Raw genomic sequence first — 20,128 nt, forward strand, 5'->3', positions numbered from 1 at the left:
CAGGGCGTGGTTTTTCATTTCTGGCTCGCAAAACCGAAGCACTATCTAATAAAAAACACCTTCCATTAAATAATCCTCAATAAAAGCGCGCCAGACGTACGCTTTTTTCAACATTCTGCAATCACCATTGCGCTATTTGCGTTTTCCCCGGTAAAACGCTTGCGCGCCTTTACCCTTTGCGGCATTTTCATAAGCAAGCAACATTACAAAGCAACAGGGTTAACGGAGAAGGTTATGTGTTCAATTTTTGGCGTACTGGATATTAAAACTGACGCAGGCGAACTGCGTAAAAAAGCACTCGAACTGTCCCGCCTGATGCGCCATCGCGGCCCGGACTGGTCAGGCGTCTACGCCAGCGATAAAGCGATTCTGGCTCACGAACGTCTGTCCATTGTTGACGTCAACGCCGGTGCACAGCCGCTGTATAACGAGAAAAAAACGCACGCGCTGGCGGTAAACGGTGAAATCTACAACCATCAGGCGCTGCGCGCCGAATACGACGATCGCTACGCGTTCCAGACCGGTTCCGACTGTGAAGTGATCCTGGCGCTGTATCAGGAAAAAGGCCCGGAGTTCCTGGACGACCTGCAGGGCATGTTTGCCTTCGCGCTGTACGACAGTGAAAAAGACGCTTATCTGATTGGCCGCGACCACATCGGTATTATCCCGCTGTACATGGGCCACGATGAGCACGGCAACTTCTACGTTGCGTCTGAAATGAAGGCCCTGGTCCCGGTGTGCCGCACCATTAAAGAGTTCCCGGCAGGCAGTTACCTTTGGAGCAAAGACGGTGAGATCCGCCAGTACTACCAGCGCGACTGGTTCGACTACGACGCGGTAAAAGACAACGTGACTGACAAAGCCGAGCTGCGTCAGGCGCTGGAAGATTCCGTAAAAAGCCACCTGATGTCAGACGTGCCTTACGGCGTACTGCTCTCCGGCGGGCTGGACTCTTCTGTGATCTCAGCGATCACCAAAAAATTCGCGGCCCGTCGCGTGGAAGATCAGGAGCGCTCTGAGGCCTGGTGGCCGCAGCTGCATTCCTTCGCTGTAGGCCTGGAAGGGGCTCCTGACCTGAAAGCCGCGCAGGAAGTCGCGAACCACCTCGGCACCGTGCACCATGAAATTCACTTCACCGTGCAGGAAGGTCTGGATGCGATCCGCGATGTGATCTATCACATTGAAACCTATGACGTGACCACCATCCGCGCCTCAACGCCGATGTACCTGATGTCGCGTAAGATCAAAGCGATGGGCATCAAAATGGTGCTCTCAGGTGAAGGTTCTGACGAAGTATTTGGCGGCTACCTGTACTTCCACAAAGCGCCGAACGCCAAAGAGCTGCACGAAGAGACCGTGCGTAAGCTGCAGGCGCTGCATATGTTTGACTGCGCGCGCGCCAACAAAGCGATGTCCGCCTGGGGCGTGGAAGCGCGCGTGCCGTTCCTCGATAAGAAATTCCTCGACGTGGCGATGCGCATCAACCCGCAGGACAAAATGTGCGGCAACGGTAAAATGGAAAAACATATCCTGCGCGAATGTTTTGAATCCTACCTGCCGGCGAGCGTGGCGTGGCGTCAGAAAGAGCAATTCTCTGATGGCGTAGGTTATAGCTGGATCGACACCCTGAAAGAGGTGGCGGCGAAACAGGTTTCTGACCAACAGCTGGAAACCGCAAGCTTCCGCTTCCCGTACAACACGCCGGGCTCGAAAGAGGCGTATCTGTACCGTGAAATTTTCGAAGAGTTGTTCCCGGTACCGAGTGCTGCCGAATGTGTACCGGGTGGTCCTTCCGTTGCCTGCTCGTCTGCCAAAGCGATTGAATGGGATGAATCGTTCAAATCCATGAACGATCCGTCAGGACGTGCGGTCGGCGTTCACCAGTCTGCCTACAAATAATCAATATGAAGACGTCAGGCCCTCCGGGGCCTGATTTTTTTCCCCACTTTTCACCTGCTAAAACCGATTAATAACCAATAATTGCCGAATATTCGGCCACGCTGTTCGCAACCTAACCAAACAGTCACATTCCGGCTATTTTCGTTGAAAAAGGTGTTGACGCTGCAAGGGTCTATACGCATAATGCGCCCCGCAACGCCGATAAGGTAACGCGAAAAAAGATGGCTACGTAGCTCAGTTGGTTAGAGCACATCACTCATAATGATGGGGTCACAGGTTCGAATCCCGTCGTAGCCACCATCTTTTTTGCGGGAGTGGCGAAATTGGTAGACGCACCAGATTTAGGTTCTGGCGCCGCAAGGTGTGCGAGTTCAAGTCTCGCCTCCCGCACCATTCCCAGGATAGCGTTGCACGGATGGGGTATCGCCAAGCGGTAAGGCACCGGTTTTTGATACCGGCATTCCCTGGTTCGAATCCAGGTACCCCAGCCATATTTCTTCGATTTTGCGGTTCTCCGCGGTATTGGGGTATCGCCAAGCGGTAAGGCACCGGTTTTTGATACCGGCATTCCCTGGTTCGAATCCAGGTACCCCAGCCATCGAAGATTGCAGTACTGGCTACGTAGCTCAGTTGGTTAGAGCACATCACTCATAATGATGGGGTCACAGGTTCGAATCCCGTCGTAGCCACCAAATTAGTAATCTGTCGAGTTATTCGATAGACTAGAAAAAATTGTTGGGGTATCGCCAAGCGGTAAGGCTCTGGTTTCTGATACCAGCATTCCGAGGTTCGAATCCTCGTACCCCAGCCAATTTAAAAAAGTCGTTAAGCAGTCTGTTTAACGCAATTGGGGTGTCGCCAAGCGGTAAGGCTCTGGTTTCTGATACCAGCATTCCGGGGTTCGAATCCCTGCACCCCAGCCACTTAAGTAACAAAAAAGCCCGCTCTGCGGGCTTTTTTGTTTTTGTACAGAATTGTGCTGCCTGATGCCCTCTCCCACAGGAAGAGGGAAAAAGGATTAAAGTCCGAGAGCGTATTTCAGCGCCTGGCGCTTCAAACCACCGGCACGCTCTGCCGCCATCAATCCAATGTTACGCAAAATGCGCACCGGCCCCAGGTCGTTACTGAACCCGGCGTAGAACAGATCCATCCCCGACTGCATGATGAAGTTATCCGCCATACGTCGCGTCTGGTAGCGTTTCAGAATCTGATGGCTGGCCCAGGCTTCAGCATGAGTGCGCGCATTACCTAACACGTCCAGTAACGCGTCGACATCACGATATCCCAGATTCACCCCCTGCCCGGCCAGCGGGTGAATGGTGTGCGCCGCATCGCCCACCAGCGCCAGCCCTTCACGGGCATACTGTAAAGCGTGACGGCGCGTGAGCGGGAATGCGCCAGCCGCAACCGGCGTGACGTGACCTACGCGGCTCGGGAAGTGAAGCAGAATTTCACGCTGCAGCTGTTCCATACTCAGCCCCTGCAACTGGCGAATGCGCGCCGGTTTGTCGTACCACACCAGCGAGGCCCAGTTATCAAACAGCGGTAAAAAGGCGTGCGGGCCGTTCGGGGTAAAGTGCTGCCAGGTGCTCTCACCGGGCGCATTTTCACACTGAACGGTGATCAGCATGCAGGATTGCTGATACTGCCAGGCATGAACGCCAATGCCCGCCATCTGTCTGACCTGCGAATTGGCGCCATCCGCCCCCACCACCAGCTTCACGGCCAGCTCATCGCCGTTATCCAGCGTCAGCACATATCCACCCGGTTGATGATGCAACGCCTTGAGGGAATCAGGAACACGCAGCGTGACGTTCGGGTGCGCCTCCAGCGCCTGCCAGAGCGCGAGCTGGAGTACGTTGTTCTCTACCATATAGCCCAGACGCGGCAGCTTCAGCTCGGCGGCATCAAACGCGACGTGGGCATTTTCCCACTCCCAGGTTTCGAGACGGCTGTACGGATGCGCGCGCATCGCCAGCACCGCCTCCCAGACGCCCAGCCCGCGCAGCAGATCGACAGACGCCGCGCTGATCGCGGAAATGCGCACATCCGGTTTGCTGGCGGGATCGAAGGCTGGCGGAGCAGCCTGTTCAATTACCGTTACTTCAAATCCCTGTTGTGCCAGCCCCAGCGCCAGCGCGCCGCCGACCATACCGCCGCCGACAACGGCAACTTCGGTGTGTAGGAGTGTCATGGTCAATTTTCCTTATTGGAGAATCCCTTAAGTTTACCGGATTTTTGTGGTCTTGAGGCCCATAACCTTCACACTGGTCACAACCCCACCAAAGCATTACAATACGCGGCTTGCAATCCTGAGCTGAGCAAGTCGATGACTAAAAAACTCCATATAAAAACCTGGGGCTGTCAGATGAACGAATACGATTCATCTAAGATGGCCGATCTGCTGGATTCAACCCACGGATACCAGCTGACAGAAAACGTGAAAGAAGCGGACGTGCTGCTGCTGAACACCTGTTCGATTCGTGAAAAAGCGCAGGAGAAAGTCTTTCACGTATTAGGCCGCTGGAAGCTTCTCAAGCGTAAAAATCCGGACCTGATCATCGGCGTGGGCGGCTGCGTCGCATCGCAGGAAGGTAAACTGATCCGCCAGAGAGCGCCGTATGTGGATATTGTCTTTGGCCCACAGACCCTGCACCGCCTGCCAGAGATGATCAATAAGGTGCGCGGCAATCGCAGCCCGGTCGTTGACGTCAGCTTCCCGGAGATCGAAAAATTTGACCGTCTGCCAGAGCCGCGCGCTGATGGCCCGACTGCTTTCGTCTCCATCATGGAAGGCTGCAACAAATATTGTACTTACTGCGTGGTGCCTTACACCCGCGGTGAAGAGGTCAGCCGCCCGGCGGATGACATTCTGTTTGAAATCGCGCAGCTTGCCGCACAGGGCGTTCGCGAAGTGAACCTGCTGGGCCAGAACGTTAACGCCTGGCGCGGTGAGAACTACGACGGCACCACCGGCAGCTTTGCTGAACTGCTGCGCCTGGTGGCTGCGATTGACGGCATTGACCGCATTCGCTTTACCACCAGCCACCCGATGGAATTTACCGACGACATTATTGAGGTGTATCGCGATACGCCAGAGCTGGTGAGCTTCCTGCACCTGCCGATTCAGTGTGGCTCTGACCGCGTGCTGAACCTGATGGGCCGTCCACATACGGTGCTGGAGTATAAATCCACCATTCGTAAGCTGCTTGCCGCGCGTCCGGATATCCAGATCAGCTCCGACTTTATCGTTGGCTTCCCTGGCGAAACCACAGATGACTTCGAGCGCACCATGAAGCTCATTGGTGAAGTGAATTTTGACGTCAGCTACAGCTTCATCTTCTCTGCGCGTCCTGGAACACCTGCGGCCGATATGGTTGACGATGTGCCGGAAGAAGAGAAAAAGCAGCGTCTGTATATTCTGCAGGAGCGTATTAACCAGCAGGCCAACGCGTGGAGCCGCCGTATGCTCGGCACCGTTCAGCGCATTCTGGTGGAAGGCACCTCGCGCAAGAGCATTATGGAACTGTCCGGTCGTACCGAGAACAACCGCGTGGTGAACTTTGAAGGCACCCCGGACATGATCGGTAAATTCGTGGACGTCGAGATTGTCGACGTGCTGACCAACTCGCTGCGCGCGAAGCTGGTACGCACCGAAGACGAAATGGGCCTGCGAATTGCTGAATCTCCGGAATCCGTTATCTCTCGCACTCGCAAAGTCAACGATTCAGGCGTGGGCATTTACCAGCCGTAATCCTTCTGGCCTGCCTTTCCGGCAGGCCTTGTATTTCCTCTCGTCGTCCCAATATGCATAGCAATGCTTGCGCCTTTAATCTAAGGCGTGAATACTTTCGGTAATGACAGTTTTATGTCGCCAGGCCTACAAAACACTCAAAGAGGAACGGTTTGAATATAGACACGCGTGAAATTAGCCTTGAGCCCGCAGACAACGCTCGCCTGCTGAGCCTGTGCGGGCCGTTTGATGACAACATCAAACAACTGGAACGACGTCTGGGTATCGAAATCAATCGTCGCGATAACCATTTCAAACTCACCGGACGCCCTATCTGCGTCAACGCGGCTGCGGATATTCTGCGCAGCCTGTATGTCGATACCGCCCCAATGCGTGGCGAGATTCAGGACATCGAACCGGAACAAATTCACCTCGCCATTAAAGAGGCACGCGTGCTTGAGCAAAGCGCGGAAAGCGTGCCGGATTACGGCAAGGCGATCAACATCAAGACTAAACGCGGCGTCATTAAGCCACGTACGCCGAACCAGGCGCAGTATATCGCCAATATCCTCGACCACGACATCACCTTTGGCGTGGGCCCGGCAGGTACGGGTAAAACCTATCTCGCCGTTGCCGCTGCGGTGGATGCGCTGGAGCGTCAGGATATCCGTCGTATTCTGCTAACCCGCCCTGCCGTTGAAGCGGGTGAAAAACTGGGCTTTCTGCCGGGCGATTTAAGTCAGAAAGTGGACCCTTACCTGCGTCCGCTTTATGACGCGCTGTTCGAGATGTTAGGCTTTGAGAAAGTTGAAAAGCTGATTGAGCGTAACGTGATTGAAGTTGCGCCGCTGGCCTACATGCGTGGCCGTACGCTTAACGACGCGTTCATCATTCTCGATGAGAGCCAGAACACCACCATCGAACAGATGAAGATGTTCCTGACGCGTATTGGCTTTAACTCGAAAGCGGTTATCACCGGTGATGTCACCCAGATCGACCTGCCGCGCAGCACCAAATCTGGCCTGCGCCACGCCATTGAAGTCCTGGCTGAGGTCGATGAAATCAGCTTCAACTTCTTCCACAGTGAAGACGTCGTCCGCCACCCGGTGGTCGCACGTATCGTTAACGCCTATGAAGCCTGGGAAGAGGCAGATCAAAAACGCAGGGCCGAACAGGCCGCGGAACGTAAGCGCGAAGCGCAGGAGCAAGAACAGAAATGAGTCAGGTGATCCTCGATTTACAGCTGGCCTGTGAAGACAATTCCGGCATGCCAGATGAGGCACAGTTTCAGAAATGGCTGGATGCGGTTATCCCCCAGTTTCAGGAAGAATCAGAAGTCACGATTCGCCTGGTGGATGAAGCAGAAAGCCATGAGCTTAACCTGACCTACCGCGGGAAAGATAAGCCTACCAACGTGCTCTCTTTCCCGTTCGAAGCGCCACCGGGCATCGAGATGCCGCTGCTTGGCGATCTGATCATCTGCCGTCAGGTGGTTGAACAGGAAGCCAAAGAGCAGCAAAAGCCGCTCGACGCCCACTGGGCGCATATGGTGGTACACGGCAGCCTGCACCTGCTGGGCTACGATCACATTGAAGATGACGAAGCGGAAGAGATGGAGTCCCTCGAGACAGAGATAATGCTTGCTCTGGGCTATGAGGATCCGTACATTGCCGAGAAAGAATAGTCGGTCTAACGCCTGACTCACATGCCGCCGCGTAAGGACATCGCGCGGCGGTAAACATTGAACTCACAAGAGAACCCTTAACAAACGCCATGAGCGACGACAATTCACACAGTAGCGACACGACAAACAGTAAAAAGGGATTTTTCTCCCTCATTCTGAACCAGCTTTTCCACGGCGAACCGAAAAACCGTGATGAACTGCTGGAGCTGATTCGTGATTCCGGGCAGAACGACCTTATCGACGAAGATACGCGCGAAATGCTCGAAGGGGTCATGGACATCGCCGACCAGCGCGTCCGCGACATCATGATCCCCCGCTCGCAGATGATCACCCTGAAACGTAACCAGACGCTGGACGAGTGCCTCGATGTGATCATCGAATCCGCCCACTCGCGTTTCCCGGTCATCAGCGAAGACAAAGATCACATCGAAGGGATTTTGATGGCCAAAGATCTGCTGCCGTTTATGCGCAGCGATGCCGAAGCCTTCAGCATGGAAAAAGTGTTACGCCAGGCCGTGGTTGTGCCGGAAAGTAAACGTGTGGATCGGATGCTGAAAGAGTTTCGCTCTCAGCGTTACCACATGGCGATTGTTATTGATGAATTCGGCGGCGTCTCAGGTCTGGTCACGATCGAAGATATTCTTGAGCTGATCGTAGGAGAAATCGAAGACGAGTATGACGAAGAAGAAGATATCGACTTCCGTCAGCTTAGCCGCCACACATGGACCGTGCGTGCGCTGGCCTCGATTGAAGACTTCAACGACGCCTTCGGCACTCACTTCAGCGATGAAGAGGTCGATACCATTGGCGGACTGGTGATGCAGGCCTTTGGTCATCTTCCGGCGCGCGGAGAGACCGTTGACATCGACGGTTACCAATTCAAAGTCGCCATGGCCGACAGCCGACGTATTATTCAGGTTCACGTCAGAACGCCGGACGACTCACCGGTGCCAAAACTGGAAGATTAATGTAAATGGCATTTGCCCCATTACTTGAACGCCAGCGCGTCCGTTTGCTGCTGGCGCTGTTGCTCGGAGCCAGCGGTACGCTGGCTTTTTCTCCTTATGACATCTGGCCCGCGGCCCTTCTCTCCCTGATGGGACTTCAGGGTTTAACCCTGAATCGGCGTCCGGTACAGGCTGCCGCCATCGGTTACTTCTGGGGGCTGGGGCTGTTTGGCTCAGGCATCAACTGGGTCTACGTCAGCATCGCCCAGTTTGGCGGCATGCCGGGGCCGGTTAACGTCTTCCTCGTTGTGCTGCTCGCCGCCTATCTCTCGCTCTATACCGGACTGTTCGCAGGGATCCTCTCGCGTCTGTGGCCTAAAACCACCTGGCTGCGCGTCGCGATTGCCGCACCGGTTGTCTGGCAAATTACCGAGTTCCTGCGCGGCTGGGTGCTTACCGGCTTCCCGTGGCTGCAGTTCGGCTACAGCCAGATTGACGGCCCGCTGAAAGGGCTGGCACCGGTGATGGGCGTTGAAGCCATTAACTTCCTGTTGATGGTGGTCAGCGGCCTGCTGGTGCTGGCGCTGGTCACGCGCTGCTGGAAACCGCTGGCTGTGGCGCTGGTGCTTTTCGTCCTGCCCTTCCCGCTGCGTTATATCCAGTGGTTCACGCCTGAACCCGAGCGCGCCATGCAGGTCTCCATGGTGCAGGGGAATATCCCACAGTCCATGAAGTGGGACGAAAAAGAGCTGCTGAATACGCTGAAGATCTACGCCAACGCCACCGAAGAGGTGATGGGTAAATCGCAGCTGATTATCTGGCCGGAGTCCGCCATTCCCGATCTGGAAATTAACCAGCAGCCGTTCCTCAACATGATGAACAATCTGCTGGTGGCGCGCGGCAGCACGCTGATTACCGGCATCGTTGATGCACGCCTGAATCAGCAAAACCGCTACGACACCTACAACACCATCATTACGCTCGGCAAAGACAGCGAATACAGCTACAACTCCACCGACCGGTACAATAAGAATCACCTGGTACCGTTTGGTGAATTTGTCCCGCTGGAGTCGATTCTGCGCCCGCTGGCCCCGTTCTTTGACCTGCCGATGTCCTCTTTCAGCCGCGGTCCGTACGTTCAGCCTCAGCTGCACGCGCACGGTCTCGCCCTGACGGCGGCCATCTGCTACGAAATCATTCTCGGGGAACAGGTGCGCGATAACTTCCGCCCGGATACTGACTATCTGCTGACCATCTCCAACGATGCATGGTTTGGTAAGTCAATCGGCCCGTGGCAGCACTTCCAGATGGCGCGCATGCGCTCCCTGGAACTGGCGCGTCCGCTGCTGCGCAGCACCAACAACGGCATCACCGCTGTGATTGGTCCGCAGGGTGACATTCAGGCGATGATCCCGCAGTTCACCCGCGAGGTGCTGACCACTACAGTCACGCCTACCACGGGGCTGACGCCGTACGCGCGTACCGGCAACTGGCCGCTGTGGATTTTGACCACGCTGTTCGGCTTTGCCGTGGTGCTGATGAGTCTGCGTCAGCGTCGTAAATAATTTTACCTTCTGTTGCCGGGTGGCGCTGACGCTTACCAGGCCTACATTTTTGCTCCCGTAGGTCGGGTAAGGCGTAGCCGCCACCCGACAATCCCCTCCAAACTCCCATTCTGGCACGCCTATTGCTTTGTTTATTCGCGCAAACGCAGTTTGGCTTAACGTGCAACCTTGTCGCACCAGCGTAGATCATCGGCAGCACCGAAACGGTGCAACGAAAGATTATTGCCTCTGAATGGTGCGGCGCGCTTCGCAAAAATAAACAATAACGCAGCAAAATCTTTACATTAAGCCAGACTAAATGTTAACAAGCTTGCATAACACTGCACTCGCATAGCGCGAGATATAACAACATCACAATGGGTATCAATGCGTCACTGGCGCTGATAAGAAAGGAGTTGGGTATGCAATTACGTAAACTGGCCACAGCAATGCTGGTTATGGGAATGTCTGCTGGCGTCGTTCACGCTGAAGATGCTCCGGCAGCAGGCAGCACTCTCGACAAGATTGCCAAAAACGGCGTCATCGTGGTCGGCCACCGTGAATCTTCTGTCCCGTTCTCTTACTACGACAACACGCAAAAAGTCGTAGGCTATTCACAGGATTACTCCAACGCCATCGTTGAAGCTGTGAAGAAAAAGCTGAACAAACCTGACCTGCAGGTGAAGCTGATCCCAATCACTTCACAAAACCGTATTCCACTGCTGCAAAACGGCACCTTTGATTTCGAGTGTGGTTCCACCACCAACAACCTTGAGCGTCAGAAACAGGCCGCCTTCTCCGACACCATCTTTGTCGTGGGCACCCGTCTGCTGACCAAGAAAGGCGGCGCAATCAAAGATTTTGCTGACCTGAAAGGCAAAGCGGTCGTTGTGACCTCCGGTACGACTTCCGAAGTGCTGCTGCACAAGCTGAACGACGAGAAGAAAATGGATATGCGCATCATCAGCGCGAAAGACCATGGCGACTCCTTCCGTACCCTGGAAAGCGGTCGTGCCGTCGCGTTTATGATGGATGACGCCCTGCTGGCGGGCGAACGTGCGAAAGCGAAGAAACCAGACAACTGGGAAATCGTGGGCACCGCGCAGTCGAAAGAAGCCTACGGTTGTATGCTGCGTAAAGACGATGCTGACTTCAAAAAGCTGATTGATGACACCATCGCGCAGGCACAGACATCCGGCGACGCGGAAAAATGGTTCGACAAATGGTTCAAGAACCCGATTCCACCAAAGAACCTCAACATGAACTTTGAACTGTCTGACGACATGAAAGCACTGTTCAAATCACCAAACGATAAAGCGCTTAACTAATTAGAACGACAGGGGCGGGATCTCCTGCCCTCTCGATTGTCGGGAAGCATGGACAGACTATACGTTGAGTGGTCGTTCCCCACTCAGCGCGAAAATGAGCTTCTCACCAATCTTCGAGGGTAGCGCTGCTACCCTTTTTTTTCTGGAGTTTATTATGTCAATTGACTGGAACTGGGGCATTTTTCTGCAACAAGCCCCGTTCGGCAACACCACCTATCTTGGCTGGCTGTGGAGCGGCTTTCAGGTCACCGTTGCGCTATCGATAACGGCGTGGATTATCGCGTTTCTTGTCGGTTCGCTGTTCGGTATTCTGCGCACCGTTCCCAATCGCTTTCTTTCAACACTCGGCACCCTGTACGTGGAACTGTTCCGTAACGTTCCGCTAATCGTGCAGTTCTTTACCTGGTATCTGGTCATTCCGGAACTGCTGCCGGAAAATATCGGCATGTGGTTCAAGGCGGAACTGGATCCTAACGTTCAGTTCTTTGTCTCTTCCATGCTGTGCCTGGGGCTGTTCACCGCCGCGCGCGTTTGCGAACAGGTGCGTGCTGCCATCCAGTCACTGCCGCGCGGGCAAAAGAACGCGGCTCTGGCGATGGGCCTGACGCTGCCGCAAGCCTACCGTTACGTTCTGCTGCCTAACGCCTATCGCGTTATCGTTCCACCGATGACGTCAGAGATGATGAACCTGGTGAAAAATTCGGCCATCGCCTCGACGATTGGTCTGGTGGATATGGCGGCTCAGGCGGGTAAGCTGCTGGACTACTCCGCCCACGCGTGGGAATCCTTCACCGCGATTACCCTCGCTTACGTTCTGATTAACGCTTTCATCATGCTGGTGATGAACCTGGTTGAACGCAAAATTCGCCTGCCGGGCAATCTGGGGGGCAAATAATGTACGAATTTGACTGGAGTTCTATCGTTCCATCCATGCCTTACCTGCTGGATGGCCTGGTGATCACCTTAAAGATCACCGTGATCGCCATCATTATCGGTATCGTCTGGGGCACCCTGTTGGCGGTGATGCGCCTGTCGAGCTTTAAACCCCTCGCCTGGTTTGCGACTGCCTACGTTAACGTCTTCCGCTCCATTCCGCTGGTGATGGTGCTGCTGTGGTTTTACCTGATTGTTCCCGGCTTCCTGCAGAACGTACTGGGACTGTCGCCGAAAACCGATATCCGCCTGATCTCCGCCATGGTGGCATTCTCGATGTTTGAGGCCGCTTACTACTCCGAGATTATTCGTGCGGGCATTCAGAGTATCTCCCGCGGGCAGTCCAGCGCCGCACTGGCTTTGGGGATGACCCACTGGCAATCCATGCAGCTCATTATTCTGCCGCAGGCGTTCCGCGCCATGGTTCCGCTCCTGCTGACACAGGGCATCGTGCTGTTCCAGGATACCTCTCTGGTCTACGTCCTGAGCCTGGCAGACTTCTTCCGTACCGCGTCCACCATCGGCGAGCGTGATGGTACGCAGGTTGAGATGGTCCTCTTCGCGGGTGGGGTCTATTTTGTGATTAGTTTAAGCGCGTCGCTGTTGGTCAGCTGGCTGAAGAAAAGGACTGTATAATGATTTCCCTGAAAAATGTTTCGAAATGGTATGGGCACTTTCAGGTGCTGACCGACTGCTCCACCGAAGTGAAAAAAGGCGACGTCGTGGTGGTGTGTGGGCCGTCCGGCTCCGGTAAGTCGACGCTGATCAAAACCGTTAACGGCCTGGAGCCGGTGCAGCAGGGTGAAATTGTCGTCAACGGTACCAAAGTGAACGACAAGAAAACCAATCTTGCTCAGCTTCGCTCACACGTCGGCATGGTGTTCCAGCATTTTGAGCTGTTCCCTCACCTCTCTATCATCGAGAACCTGACGCTGGCACAGGTTAAAGTGCTTAAGCGTGATAAAAAGGCGTCGCGCGAGAAAGGGCTGAAGCTCCTGGAACGCGTGGGTCTCTCGGCACATGCCGATAAGTTCCCGGCACAGCTTTCTGGCGGCCAACAGCAGCGCGTGGCGATCGCCCGCGCGCTGTGTATGGATCCGGTGGCGATGCTGTTTGATGAGCCAACGTCGGCGCTCGATCCTGAGATGATCAACGAAGTGCTGGACGTAATGGTCGAGCTGGCGCACGAAGGGATGACCATGATGGTCGTAACCCACGAAATGGGCTTCGCCCGTAAAGTGGCCAACCGCGTGATCTTTATGGACGAAGGGAAAATTGTGGAAGACTCTCCGAAAGAAGAGTTTTTTGCCAACCCGAAATCCGACCGTGCCAAAGACTTCCTCGCCAAAATCCTGCACTAATCTTCCCGGTGCGCGATCTGCGGATTGCGCACTGCTTCACGCTTTCACACTCTGCTTCTCGTCGGCGTCACATTGCAGCGTTAACCTTGTCACAAAATAACGCTAAGAATGGAGAACCCTATGGCACGGCCGATCATTCTCGATTGCGATCCAGGTCATGATGACGCGATCGCACTCGTCCTTGCACTAGCCTCCCCTGAACTCGACGTAAAAGCCGTCACCTCATCCGCCGGAAACCAGACGCCTGAAAAAACCCTGCGCAACGTGCTGCGCATGCTCACGCTGCTTAAACGCACCGATATTCCGGTTACGGGCGGGGCCGTGAAGCCGCTGATGCGCGAGCTCATTATTGCCGACAACGTTCATGGTGAAAGTGGGCTGGACGGTCCGGCACTGCCGGAGCCGGGCTTCACGCCGCAAAACTGTACCGCCGTGGAGCTGATGGCAAAAGTGCTGCGTGAAAGTGCAGAACCGGTAACGCTGGTGGCTACCGGACCACAAACCAACGTTGCGCTGCTGCTGAACAGCCATCCTGAGCTGCATAATAAAATTGCCCGGATTGTGATTATGGGCGGGGCCATGGGGCTGGGTAACTGGACGCCTGCGGCGGAGTTCAACATCTTTGTCGACCCGGAAGCGGCGGAGATTGTCTTCCAGTCAGGATTACCGATTGTGATGGCGGGGCTGGATGTTACCCACCGCGCGCAGATTATGGCGGACGATATTGAGCGCTTCCGCTCGGTGGGCAACCCGGTTGCGACAACCGTGGCCGAACTGCTCGACTTCTTTATGGAGTATCACAAAGCCGAGAAGTGGGGCTTCCACGGCGCACCGCTGCACGACCCGTGCACCATTTCCTGGCTGTTAAAACCTGAGATGTTTACCACGGTGGACAGATGGGTTGGCGTTGAGACGCAGGGAAAATACACCCAGGGCATGACGGTGGTGGATTATTACTCGCTGACGGGGAATAAACCGAATACAACGGTGATGGTGGATATCGACCGGGAGGCGTTTGTGGATTTGCTGGCGGAGAGACTGGCTTACTATAGTGCGGCCTGATGCCCTCACCCCAACCCTCTCCCACGGGGAGAGGGAGCACCCCACGCTTTACCTAGGGCTCAAACGGCCGACGCTGGAACTGATCGTGCCCGCACTTCGGACACAGCGGCAGCACGTCCGGCGTGTACACCGCAATATGGTGATGACACTTCTCGCAGACCAGGTTCCCCAGCCCCACCACTTCACCGCTCTGGTAGACGCCGTGGTGGTTCAAATCCTGAAACACCTCGCGCCACTCCAGCTGCGTTTTGTCGGTGATATCCGCCAGCTCCTGCCACAGACTCTCTTTAATCACCCGCATAAAGACGCTGTCCGCGACCTCGTCCTGGCTCTCCTCGTAACTGCGCGCGAACTCTTCCAGATCACGCCGCACGGCGCGCGTCACCTCTTCCACTTCGGTTCGCGTTAACTCACCCGTTTGCGCCACCCGGGAGCGAGCCTGTTCGACCAGCGCGTCGATATCGCGCTCGCCGTTGCGCAGCCGTTCCGTCAGTGTCGCTACCAGTTCGCGGTAAAATTGAGCAACCTTGTTCATCATTTTGCCTCCCGGGTAAGTAACTATTTCTAATAATAGACCTTATTTCGCCGCCGCTTTGTCAGGTGAAGCACAGACCCGGTAAATTCCTGCAAAGTGCATTTGTGCGAAAGGCTGTTTTGACGCGGGCGTTTGGGCTATGCTATGCGGATCTGAGATACCACATCCATTGGCTACATTTAGTAGCTGTATTGAAAACAGGACCACTGGCTGCCATGCAAGAGCAATACCGCCCGGAAGAGATAGAATCAAAAGTCCAGCAACACTGGGACGAGAAGCGCACCTTTGAAGTAACCGAAGACGAGAGCAAAGAGAAGTATTACTGCCTGTCGATGCTTCCCTATCCTTCTGGTCGACTACACATGGGCCACGTGCGTAACTACACCATCGGTGATGTGATTGCACGCTACCAGCGCATGCTGGGCAAAAACGTCCTGCAGCCAATCGGCTGGGATGCATTCGGTCTGCCTGCTGAAGGCGCGGCGGTCAAAAACAACACCGCACCGGCGCCGTGGACGTACGACAACATCGCGTACATGAAAAACCAGCTCAAAATGCTGGGCTTTGGCTATGACTGGAGCCGCGAGCTGGCAACCTGCACCCCGGAATATTACCGTTGGGAGCAGAAGTTCTTCACCGAGCTGTATAAAAAAGGCCTGGTGTATAAGAAGACCTCCGCCGTTAACTGGTGTCCGAATGACCAGACCGTTCTGGCGAACGAACAGGTTATCGACGGCTGCTGCTGGCGCTGTGACACTAAAGTTGAGCGTAAAGAGATCCCACAGTGGTTTATCAAAATCACCGCTTACGCCGACGAACTGCTGAACGATCTGGATAAACTGGATCACTGGCCAGATACCGTCAAGACCATGCAGCGCAACTGGATCGGCCGTTCTGAAGGCGTGGAGATTACCTTCAACGTTGAGAACTACGACCAGACCCTGACCGTCTATACTACCCGTCCGGATACCTTCATGGGCGCGACCTACCTGGCCGTAGCCGCAGGTCACCCGCTGGCGCAGAAAGCGGCAGAGAACAACACGGAACTGGCTCGCTTCATCGACGAATGCCGCAACACCAAAGTGGCCGAAGCCGACATGGCGACGATGGAGAAAAAAGGCGTTGATACTGGCTTTAAAGCCATTCACCCACTGACTGGCGAAGCCATCCCTGTCTGGGCCGCGAACTTCGTTCTGATGGAGTACGGCACGGGCGCCGTAATGGCCGTTCCGGGTCACGACCAGCGCGACTACGAATTTGCCACCAAATACGGTCTGACCATCAAACCGGTTATTCTGGCCGCCGATGGTTCTGAACCCGACCTGTCCGAGCAAGCGCTGACCGAAAAAGGCACCCTGTTCAACTCCGGCGAATTCAGCGGCCTGAGCTTTGAAGACGGCTTCAACGCCATTGCCGACAAGCTGGCTTCGCTGGGCGTAGGCGAGCGTAAAGTGAACTTCCGTCTGCGCGACTGGGGGGTTTCCCGTCAGCGTTACTGGGGTGCGCCAATTCCAATGGTGACGCTGGAAGACGGCACCGTCATGCCAACGCCTGAAGATCAGCTGCCGGTGATCCTGCCGGAAGACGTGGTCATGGACGGCATCACCAGCCCGATCAAAGCCGATCCTGAGTGGGCAAAAACCACCGTCAACGGTCAGCCTGCGCTGCGTGAAACCGACACCTTCGATACCTTTATGGAATCCTCCTGGTACTACGCGCGCTACACCTGCCCGCAGTATCAGGACGGTATGCTCGATTCCGATGCGGCAAACTACTGGCTGCCGGTAGACATCTACATCGGTGGTATCGAACACGCCATCATGCACCTGCTCTACTTCCGCTTCTTCCATAAGCTGATGCGCGATGCGGGCATGGTTAACTCTGACGAACCTGCGAAACAGCTGCTGTGTCAGGGCATGGTACTGGCAGATGCGTTCTATTACGTGGGCGCGAACGGCGAACGTAACTGGGTTTCTCCGGTTGATGCGATCGTTGAGCGCGACGAAAAAGGCCGTATCGTGAAGGCGAAAGACGCTGAAGGTCATGAACTGGTTTACACCGGCATGAGCAAGATGTCCAAGTCCAAAAACAACGGTATCGACCCGCAGGTCATGGTTGAGCGTTACGGCGCTGACACCGTGCGTCTGTTCATGATGTTTGCCTCACCGGCCGACATGACCCTCGAATGGCAGGAATCCGGCGTTGAAGGCGCTAACCGCTTCCTGAAACGCGTCTGGAAACTGGTTTACGAGCACACCTCACAGGGTGATGCGCCAGCACTGAACGCTGCGGCACTGACTGAAGATCAGCAGGCGCTGCGTCGCGATGTTCATAAAACCATTGCGAAAGTAACCGATGATATTGGTCGTCGTCAGACCTTCAATACCGCAATTGCGGCTATTATGGAACTGATGAATAAGCTTGCGAAAGCCCCGCAGGATGGCGAGCAGGATCGTGCCATCATGCGTGAAGCGCTGCTGGCGGTTGTTCGCATGCTTAACCCGTTCACACCACACGCCAGCTTCACCCTGTGGCAGGAGCTGAAAGGCGAAGGCGATATCGACAACGCGCCGTGGCCAGTGGCAGACGAATCAGCGATGGTGGAAAACACCACCCTGGTTGTGGTGCAGGTCAACGGCAAAGTGCGCGGTAAAATCACCGTGGCTGTTGATGCAACCGAAGAGCAGGTTCGCGAACGCGCAGGTCAGGAACCGCTGGTTGCAAAATATCTTGAGGGCGTTACCGTACGTAAAGTGATCTACGTACCAGGTAAACTGCTTAATCTGGTCGTTGGCTAAGCGCGGGAGGAAACGTGCGACAACTGGCAACAATACTCTTATCCCTGGCGGTGCTTGTCACCGCAGGTTGCGGGTGGCATCTGCGCAATACCACGGCAGTGCCGCCTCAGATGAAAACGTTGATCTTCGACTCTTCGGATCCGAATGGCCCACTCAGCCGGGCTGTTCGTAACCAGCTCCGTTTGAACGATGTTGAGTTGATCGAGAAAGGCACTTTGCGCCAGGATGTTCCGTCATTCCGCATCCTGACCTCGACGTTGTCTAAAGATACCGCGTCCATCTTCCAGGATGGCCGTACTGCGGAATATCAGATGGTGCTTAACGTGAAAGCGGCCGTATTGATCCCGGGTAAAGATATTTATCCAATCAGTACTAAAGTCTACCGTTCGTTCTTCGATAACCCGCAAACGGCGCTGGCAAAAGATGCCGAGCAGCAGATTATCATCAACGAAATGTATGATAAGGCAGCGGAACAGCTGATCCGTAAACTGCCAAGCATTGCTGCGTCGACGAAACAAGGCTCTGACATTATCGACACACCGGACGCTAACGCGCCGACCATGTCAACGTCGATGGGTAACTGATGATCAGGTTGTATCCTGAACAACTCCGCGCGCAGCTCAATGAAGGGCTGCGCGCGGCGTATCTGCTGCTCGGAAACGATCCGCTATTACTTCAGGAAAGTCTGGATGCCGTTCGTCACGCGGCGGTCGCTCAGGGCTTTGATGAACACCGCACCGTCCAGCTGGACAACAACACCGACTGGAACGCCGTCTTTTCACTTTGCCAGGCAATGAGCCTGTTTGCATCGCGCCAGACAATCCAGATCCTGCTGCCGGAAAATGGCCCTAACGCGGCCATGAATGAGCAACTCGCCACTCTGGTCAGCCTGTTACACAGCGATCTGCTGCTGATTGTGCGCGGCAACAAGCTCACCAAGGCGCAGGAAAACGCAGCGTGGTTTACTCAACTTGCGACCAACGCTGTGCAGGTCACCTGCCAGACACCTGAACAGGCACATCTGCCTAAATGGGTAGCCGCGCGAGCAAAACAGCACAATCTTCAGTTGGATGAGGCGGCAAACCAGCTGCTTTGCTACTGCTATGAAGGTAACCTGCTGGCGCTGGCGCAGGCACTCGACAGGCTTTCTCTGCTTTGGCCTGACGGTAAACTGACGTTACCGCGTGTTGAGCAAGCGGTAAACGATGCAGCCCACTTTACGCCATTTCACTGGGTTGACGCGCTGCTGTCAGCAAAGAGCAAACGCGCACTACATATATTGCAGCAGCTGCGCCTTGAAGGCAGTGAACCTGTCATTTTGCTGCGCACGCTCCAGCGAGAGCTGTTGTTACTGAATACGCTCAAGCGTCAGTCTGCCCATACGCCATTGCGTTCACTGTTTGATAAACACCGTGTATGGCAAAACCGCAGGGCGATGACCACCGAGGCCATCAACCGCCTGAGTCATGAACAGCTGCGCCAGGCTGTACAGCTTTTGATGCGCGCCGAGCTCACGTTGAAACAAGATTACGGTCAGTCGGTCTGGTCGGAGCTGGAAAGCCTTTCACTGCTGCTCTGCCACAAGGCGCTGGCAGACGTATTTATCGATGGATAGCATGCATTCTCTACAAGCGCTGTACGGCGGAACTTTCGACCCGGTGCATTACGGGCATCTTAAGCCGGTTGAAATTCTGGCGAATCTGATCGGCCTGCAGCGCGTAATCATTATGCCCAATAACGTTCCGCCGCACCGTCCTCAGCCAGAGGCCACCAGCGAACAGCGAAAAGAGATGCTCGCGCTGGCGATTGCGGATAAACCCCTTTTCCGTCTTGACGAACGGGAGTTACGTCGCAACACTCCGTCCTGGACGTCCCAGACGCTGCAGGAGTGGCGAGCTGAACAAGGGCCGGATAAACCGCTGGCCTTTATTATCGGTCAGGATTCCCTGCTCAACTTTCCTACCTGGCATCAGTATGAAACCATACTGGAGAACAGCCACCTTCTCGTGTGCCGTCGCCCCGGGTATCCGCTGACCATGCGCGAACCACAGTACCAGCAATGGCTTGAAGCTCATCTCACCGACAACGTGGAAGATCTGCATAATCAGCCAGCCGGGAAGATTTATCTGGCAGAAACGCCGTGGTTTGATATTTCTGCGACGCTCATTCGCGAGCGCCTGCAGCAGGGTTTAGCCTGTGACGATATGCTGCCTTCGTCAGTGCTGGCGTATATCAATCAGCACGGGTTGTATCAGAAAAGCGCAGACGCATAGCCTGAGGCAAGAAAAAGCGGCTGATTGATTA

At 55.1% G+C, this 20,128-nt stretch carries 17 protein-coding genes and 7 tRNA genes; 22 read left to right on the forward strand and 2 right to left on the reverse strand.

Annotated elements, in window-relative coordinates:
• Positions 1–234: 234 nt before the first annotated feature.
• From asnB to AC2T6E_RS06980, 8 genes are all read left to right on the forward strand, one after another.
• Complete coding sequence (gene asnB / locus AC2T6E_RS06945) at positions 235–1,899, forward strand: asparagine synthase B (protein WP_427353429.1); 1,665 nt, start codon at positions 235–237, stop codon at positions 1,897–1,899.
• 223 nt (positions 1,900–2,122) lie between these two features.
• Positions 2,123–2,199, forward strand: a tRNA-Met gene (locus AC2T6E_RS06950).
• Between the two features lie 8 nt (positions 2,200–2,207).
• A tRNA-Leu gene (locus AC2T6E_RS06955) sits at positions 2,208–2,292 on the forward strand.
• A gap of 23 nt (positions 2,293–2,315) precedes the next feature.
• Positions 2,316–2,390: transfer RNA gene (locus tag AC2T6E_RS06960), tRNA-Gln, on the forward strand.
• Between the two features lie 32 nt (positions 2,391–2,422).
• Positions 2,423–2,497 (forward strand) — tRNA-Gln (locus AC2T6E_RS06965).
• 17 nt (positions 2,498–2,514) lie between these two features.
• Positions 2,515–2,591: transfer RNA gene (locus AC2T6E_RS06970), tRNA-Met, on the forward strand.
• A gap of 44 nt (positions 2,592–2,635) precedes the next feature.
• A tRNA-Gln gene (locus AC2T6E_RS06975) sits at positions 2,636–2,710 on the forward strand.
• 37 nt (positions 2,711–2,747) lie between these two features.
• Positions 2,748–2,822, forward strand: a tRNA-Gln gene (locus AC2T6E_RS06980).
• A gap of 95 nt (positions 2,823–2,917) precedes the next feature.
• Here the strand turns inward: AC2T6E_RS06980 and ubiF are convergent.
• Entirely contained in the window at positions 2,918–4,093 is a 1,176-nt protein-coding gene (ubiF, locus tag AC2T6E_RS06985; protein ID WP_108415856.1) for a 3-demethoxyubiquinol 3-hydroxylase, read from the reverse strand.
• 135 nt (positions 4,094–4,228) lie between these two features.
• On the opposite strand from ubiF, the gene miaB reads away from it, so the two are divergent.
• The 10 genes from miaB (at position 4,229) to rihA (ending at position 14,491) form a co-directional block, all read left to right on the forward strand.
• The gene (gene miaB / locus AC2T6E_RS06990; protein WP_010428619.1) at positions 4,229–5,653 is read left to right on the forward strand and encodes a tRNA (N6-isopentenyl adenosine(37)-C2)-methylthiotransferase MiaB; all 1,425 of its coding nucleotides are present in this window, start codon (positions 4,229–4,231) and stop codon (positions 5,651–5,653) included.
• 152 nt (positions 5,654–5,805) lie between these two features.
• Entirely contained in the window at positions 5,806–6,852 is a 1,047-nt protein-coding gene (locus AC2T6E_RS06995; RefSeq protein WP_010428617.1) for a PhoH family protein, read from the forward strand.
• A complete protein-coding gene (gene ybeY, locus AC2T6E_RS07000) occupies positions 6,849–7,316 on the forward strand; it encodes an rRNA maturation RNase YbeY (protein ID WP_010428616.1) in 468 nt (155 codons plus the stop codon). Before AC2T6E_RS06995 ends, ybeY begins: the two co-directional genes overlap by 4 nt.
• Before the next feature lie 89 nt (positions 7,317–7,405).
• Positions 7,406–8,284, forward strand: coding sequence for a CNNM family magnesium/cobalt transport protein CorC (gene corC, locus AC2T6E_RS07005; protein WP_010428614.1), 879 nt, complete (start codon positions 7,406–7,408; stop codon positions 8,282–8,284).
• A gap of 5 nt (positions 8,285–8,289) precedes the next feature.
• On the forward strand, positions 8,290–9,828 hold the full coding sequence (lnt, locus tag AC2T6E_RS07010; RefSeq protein WP_454539168.1) for an apolipoprotein N-acyltransferase: 1,539 nt from the start codon (positions 8,290–8,292) through the stop codon (positions 9,826–9,828).
• Positions 9,829–10,229: 401 nt separating this feature from the next.
• The gene (locus AC2T6E_RS07015) at positions 10,230–11,135 is read left to right on the forward strand and encodes an amino acid ABC transporter substrate-binding protein (RefSeq protein ID WP_010428610.1); all 906 of its coding nucleotides are present in this window, start codon (positions 10,230–10,232) and stop codon (positions 11,133–11,135) included.
• Between the two features lie 154 nt (positions 11,136–11,289).
• Positions 11,290–12,030, forward strand: a complete 741-nt coding sequence (gltJ, locus tag AC2T6E_RS07020; RefSeq protein ID WP_010428609.1) for a glutamate/aspartate ABC transporter permease GltJ — start codon at positions 11,290–11,292, stop codon at positions 12,028–12,030.
• The gene (gene gltK / locus AC2T6E_RS07025) at positions 12,030–12,704 is read left to right on the forward strand and encodes a glutamate/aspartate ABC transporter permease GltK (RefSeq protein WP_042718003.1); all 675 of its coding nucleotides are present in this window, start codon (positions 12,030–12,032) and stop codon (positions 12,702–12,704) included. Before gltJ ends, gltK begins: the two co-directional genes overlap by 1 nt.
• Positions 12,704–13,429, forward strand: coding sequence for an amino acid ABC transporter ATP-binding protein (locus AC2T6E_RS07030; protein ID WP_010428605.1), 726 nt, complete (start codon positions 12,704–12,706; stop codon positions 13,427–13,429). Before gltK ends, AC2T6E_RS07030 begins: the two co-directional genes overlap by 1 nt.
• A gap of 120 nt (positions 13,430–13,549) precedes the next feature.
• The gene (rihA, locus tag AC2T6E_RS07035; protein WP_486691032.1) at positions 13,550–14,491 is read left to right on the forward strand and encodes a pyrimidine-specific ribonucleoside hydrolase RihA; all 942 of its coding nucleotides are present in this window, start codon (positions 13,550–13,552) and stop codon (positions 14,489–14,491) included.
• Positions 14,492–14,543: 52 nt separating this feature from the next.
• Here rihA and AC2T6E_RS07040 read toward each other — a convergent pair whose 3' ends face one another.
• Complete coding sequence (locus tag AC2T6E_RS07040) at positions 14,544–15,026, reverse strand: zinc ribbon-containing protein (protein ID WP_089599024.1); 483 nt, start codon at positions 15,024–15,026, stop codon at positions 14,544–14,546.
• A gap of 215 nt (positions 15,027–15,241) precedes the next feature.
• Between AC2T6E_RS07040 and leuS the strand changes: the two genes are divergently transcribed.
• From leuS to nadD, 4 genes are read left to right on the forward strand one after another with little or no spacing between them, the layout of a single operon-like run.
• The gene (leuS, locus tag AC2T6E_RS07045) at positions 15,242–17,824 is read left to right on the forward strand and encodes a leucine--tRNA ligase (RefSeq protein ID WP_486691034.1); all 2,583 of its coding nucleotides are present in this window, start codon (positions 15,242–15,244) and stop codon (positions 17,822–17,824) included.
• Positions 17,825–17,838: 14 nt separating this feature from the next.
• Entirely contained in the window at positions 17,839–18,408 is a 570-nt protein-coding gene (lptE, locus tag AC2T6E_RS07050; protein ID WP_041951371.1) for an LPS assembly lipoprotein LptE, read from the forward strand.
• On the forward strand, positions 18,408–19,439 hold the full coding sequence (gene holA, locus AC2T6E_RS07055) for a DNA polymerase III subunit delta (protein ID WP_486691037.1): 1,032 nt from the start codon (positions 18,408–18,410) through the stop codon (positions 19,437–19,439). Before lptE ends, holA begins: the two co-directional genes overlap by 1 nt.
• Positions 19,432–20,097, forward strand: coding sequence for a nicotinate-nucleotide adenylyltransferase (gene nadD / locus AC2T6E_RS07060; RefSeq protein ID WP_089598887.1), 666 nt, complete (start codon positions 19,432–19,434; stop codon positions 20,095–20,097). The genes holA and nadD overlap by 8 nt, the downstream gene beginning before the upstream one ends.
• Positions 20,098–20,128: the final 31 nt, after the last annotated feature.

It is taken from the genome of Enterobacter sp. B79-1, from assembly GCF_057444735.1.

Excerpts from the sequence above, each read along its gene's own strand:
- corC (WP_010428614.1), top strand. The coding sequence starts at position 7,406 with ATGAGCGACGACAATTCACACAGTAGCGACACGACAAACAGTAAAAAG.
- gltK (WP_042718003.1), top strand. The coding sequence starts at position 12,030 with ATGTACGAATTTGACTGGAGTTCTATCGTTCCATCCATGCCTTACCTG.
- leuS (WP_486691034.1), top strand. The coding sequence starts at position 15,242 with ATGCAAGAGCAATACCGCCCGGAAGAGATAGAATCAAAAGTCCAGCAA.
- miaB (WP_010428619.1), top strand. The coding sequence starts at position 4,229 with ATGACTAAAAAACTCCATATAAAAACCTGGGGCTGTCAGATGAACGAA.
- asnB (WP_427353429.1), top strand. The coding sequence starts at position 235 with ATGTGTTCAATTTTTGGCGTACTGGATATTAAAACTGACGCAGGCGAA.
- ubiF (WP_108415856.1), bottom strand. The coding sequence starts at position 4,093 with ATGACACTCCTACACACCGAAGTTGCCGTTGTCGGCGGCGGTATGGTC.
- rihA (WP_486691032.1), top strand. The coding sequence starts at position 13,550 with ATGGCACGGCCGATCATTCTCGATTGCGATCCAGGTCATGATGACGCG.
- ybeY (WP_010428616.1), top strand. The coding sequence starts at position 6,849 with ATGAGTCAGGTGATCCTCGATTTACAGCTGGCCTGTGAAGACAATTCC.
- gltJ (WP_010428609.1), top strand. The coding sequence starts at position 11,290 with ATGTCAATTGACTGGAACTGGGGCATTTTTCTGCAACAAGCCCCGTTC.
- AC2T6E_RS07040 (WP_089599024.1), bottom strand. The coding sequence starts at position 15,026 with ATGAACAAGGTTGCTCAATTTTACCGCGAACTGGTAGCGACACTGACG.
- AC2T6E_RS07015 (WP_010428610.1), top strand. The coding sequence starts at position 10,230 with ATGCAATTACGTAAACTGGCCACAGCAATGCTGGTTATGGGAATGTCT.
- nadD (WP_089598887.1), top strand. The coding sequence starts at position 19,432 with ATGGATAGCATGCATTCTCTACAAGCGCTGTACGGCGGAACTTTCGAC.
- holA (WP_486691037.1), top strand. The coding sequence starts at position 18,408 with ATGATCAGGTTGTATCCTGAACAACTCCGCGCGCAGCTCAATGAAGGG.
- lnt (WP_454539168.1), top strand. The coding sequence starts at position 8,290 with ATGGCATTTGCCCCATTACTTGAACGCCAGCGCGTCCGTTTGCTGCTG.
- AC2T6E_RS07030 (WP_010428605.1), top strand. The coding sequence starts at position 12,704 with ATGATTTCCCTGAAAAATGTTTCGAAATGGTATGGGCACTTTCAGGTG.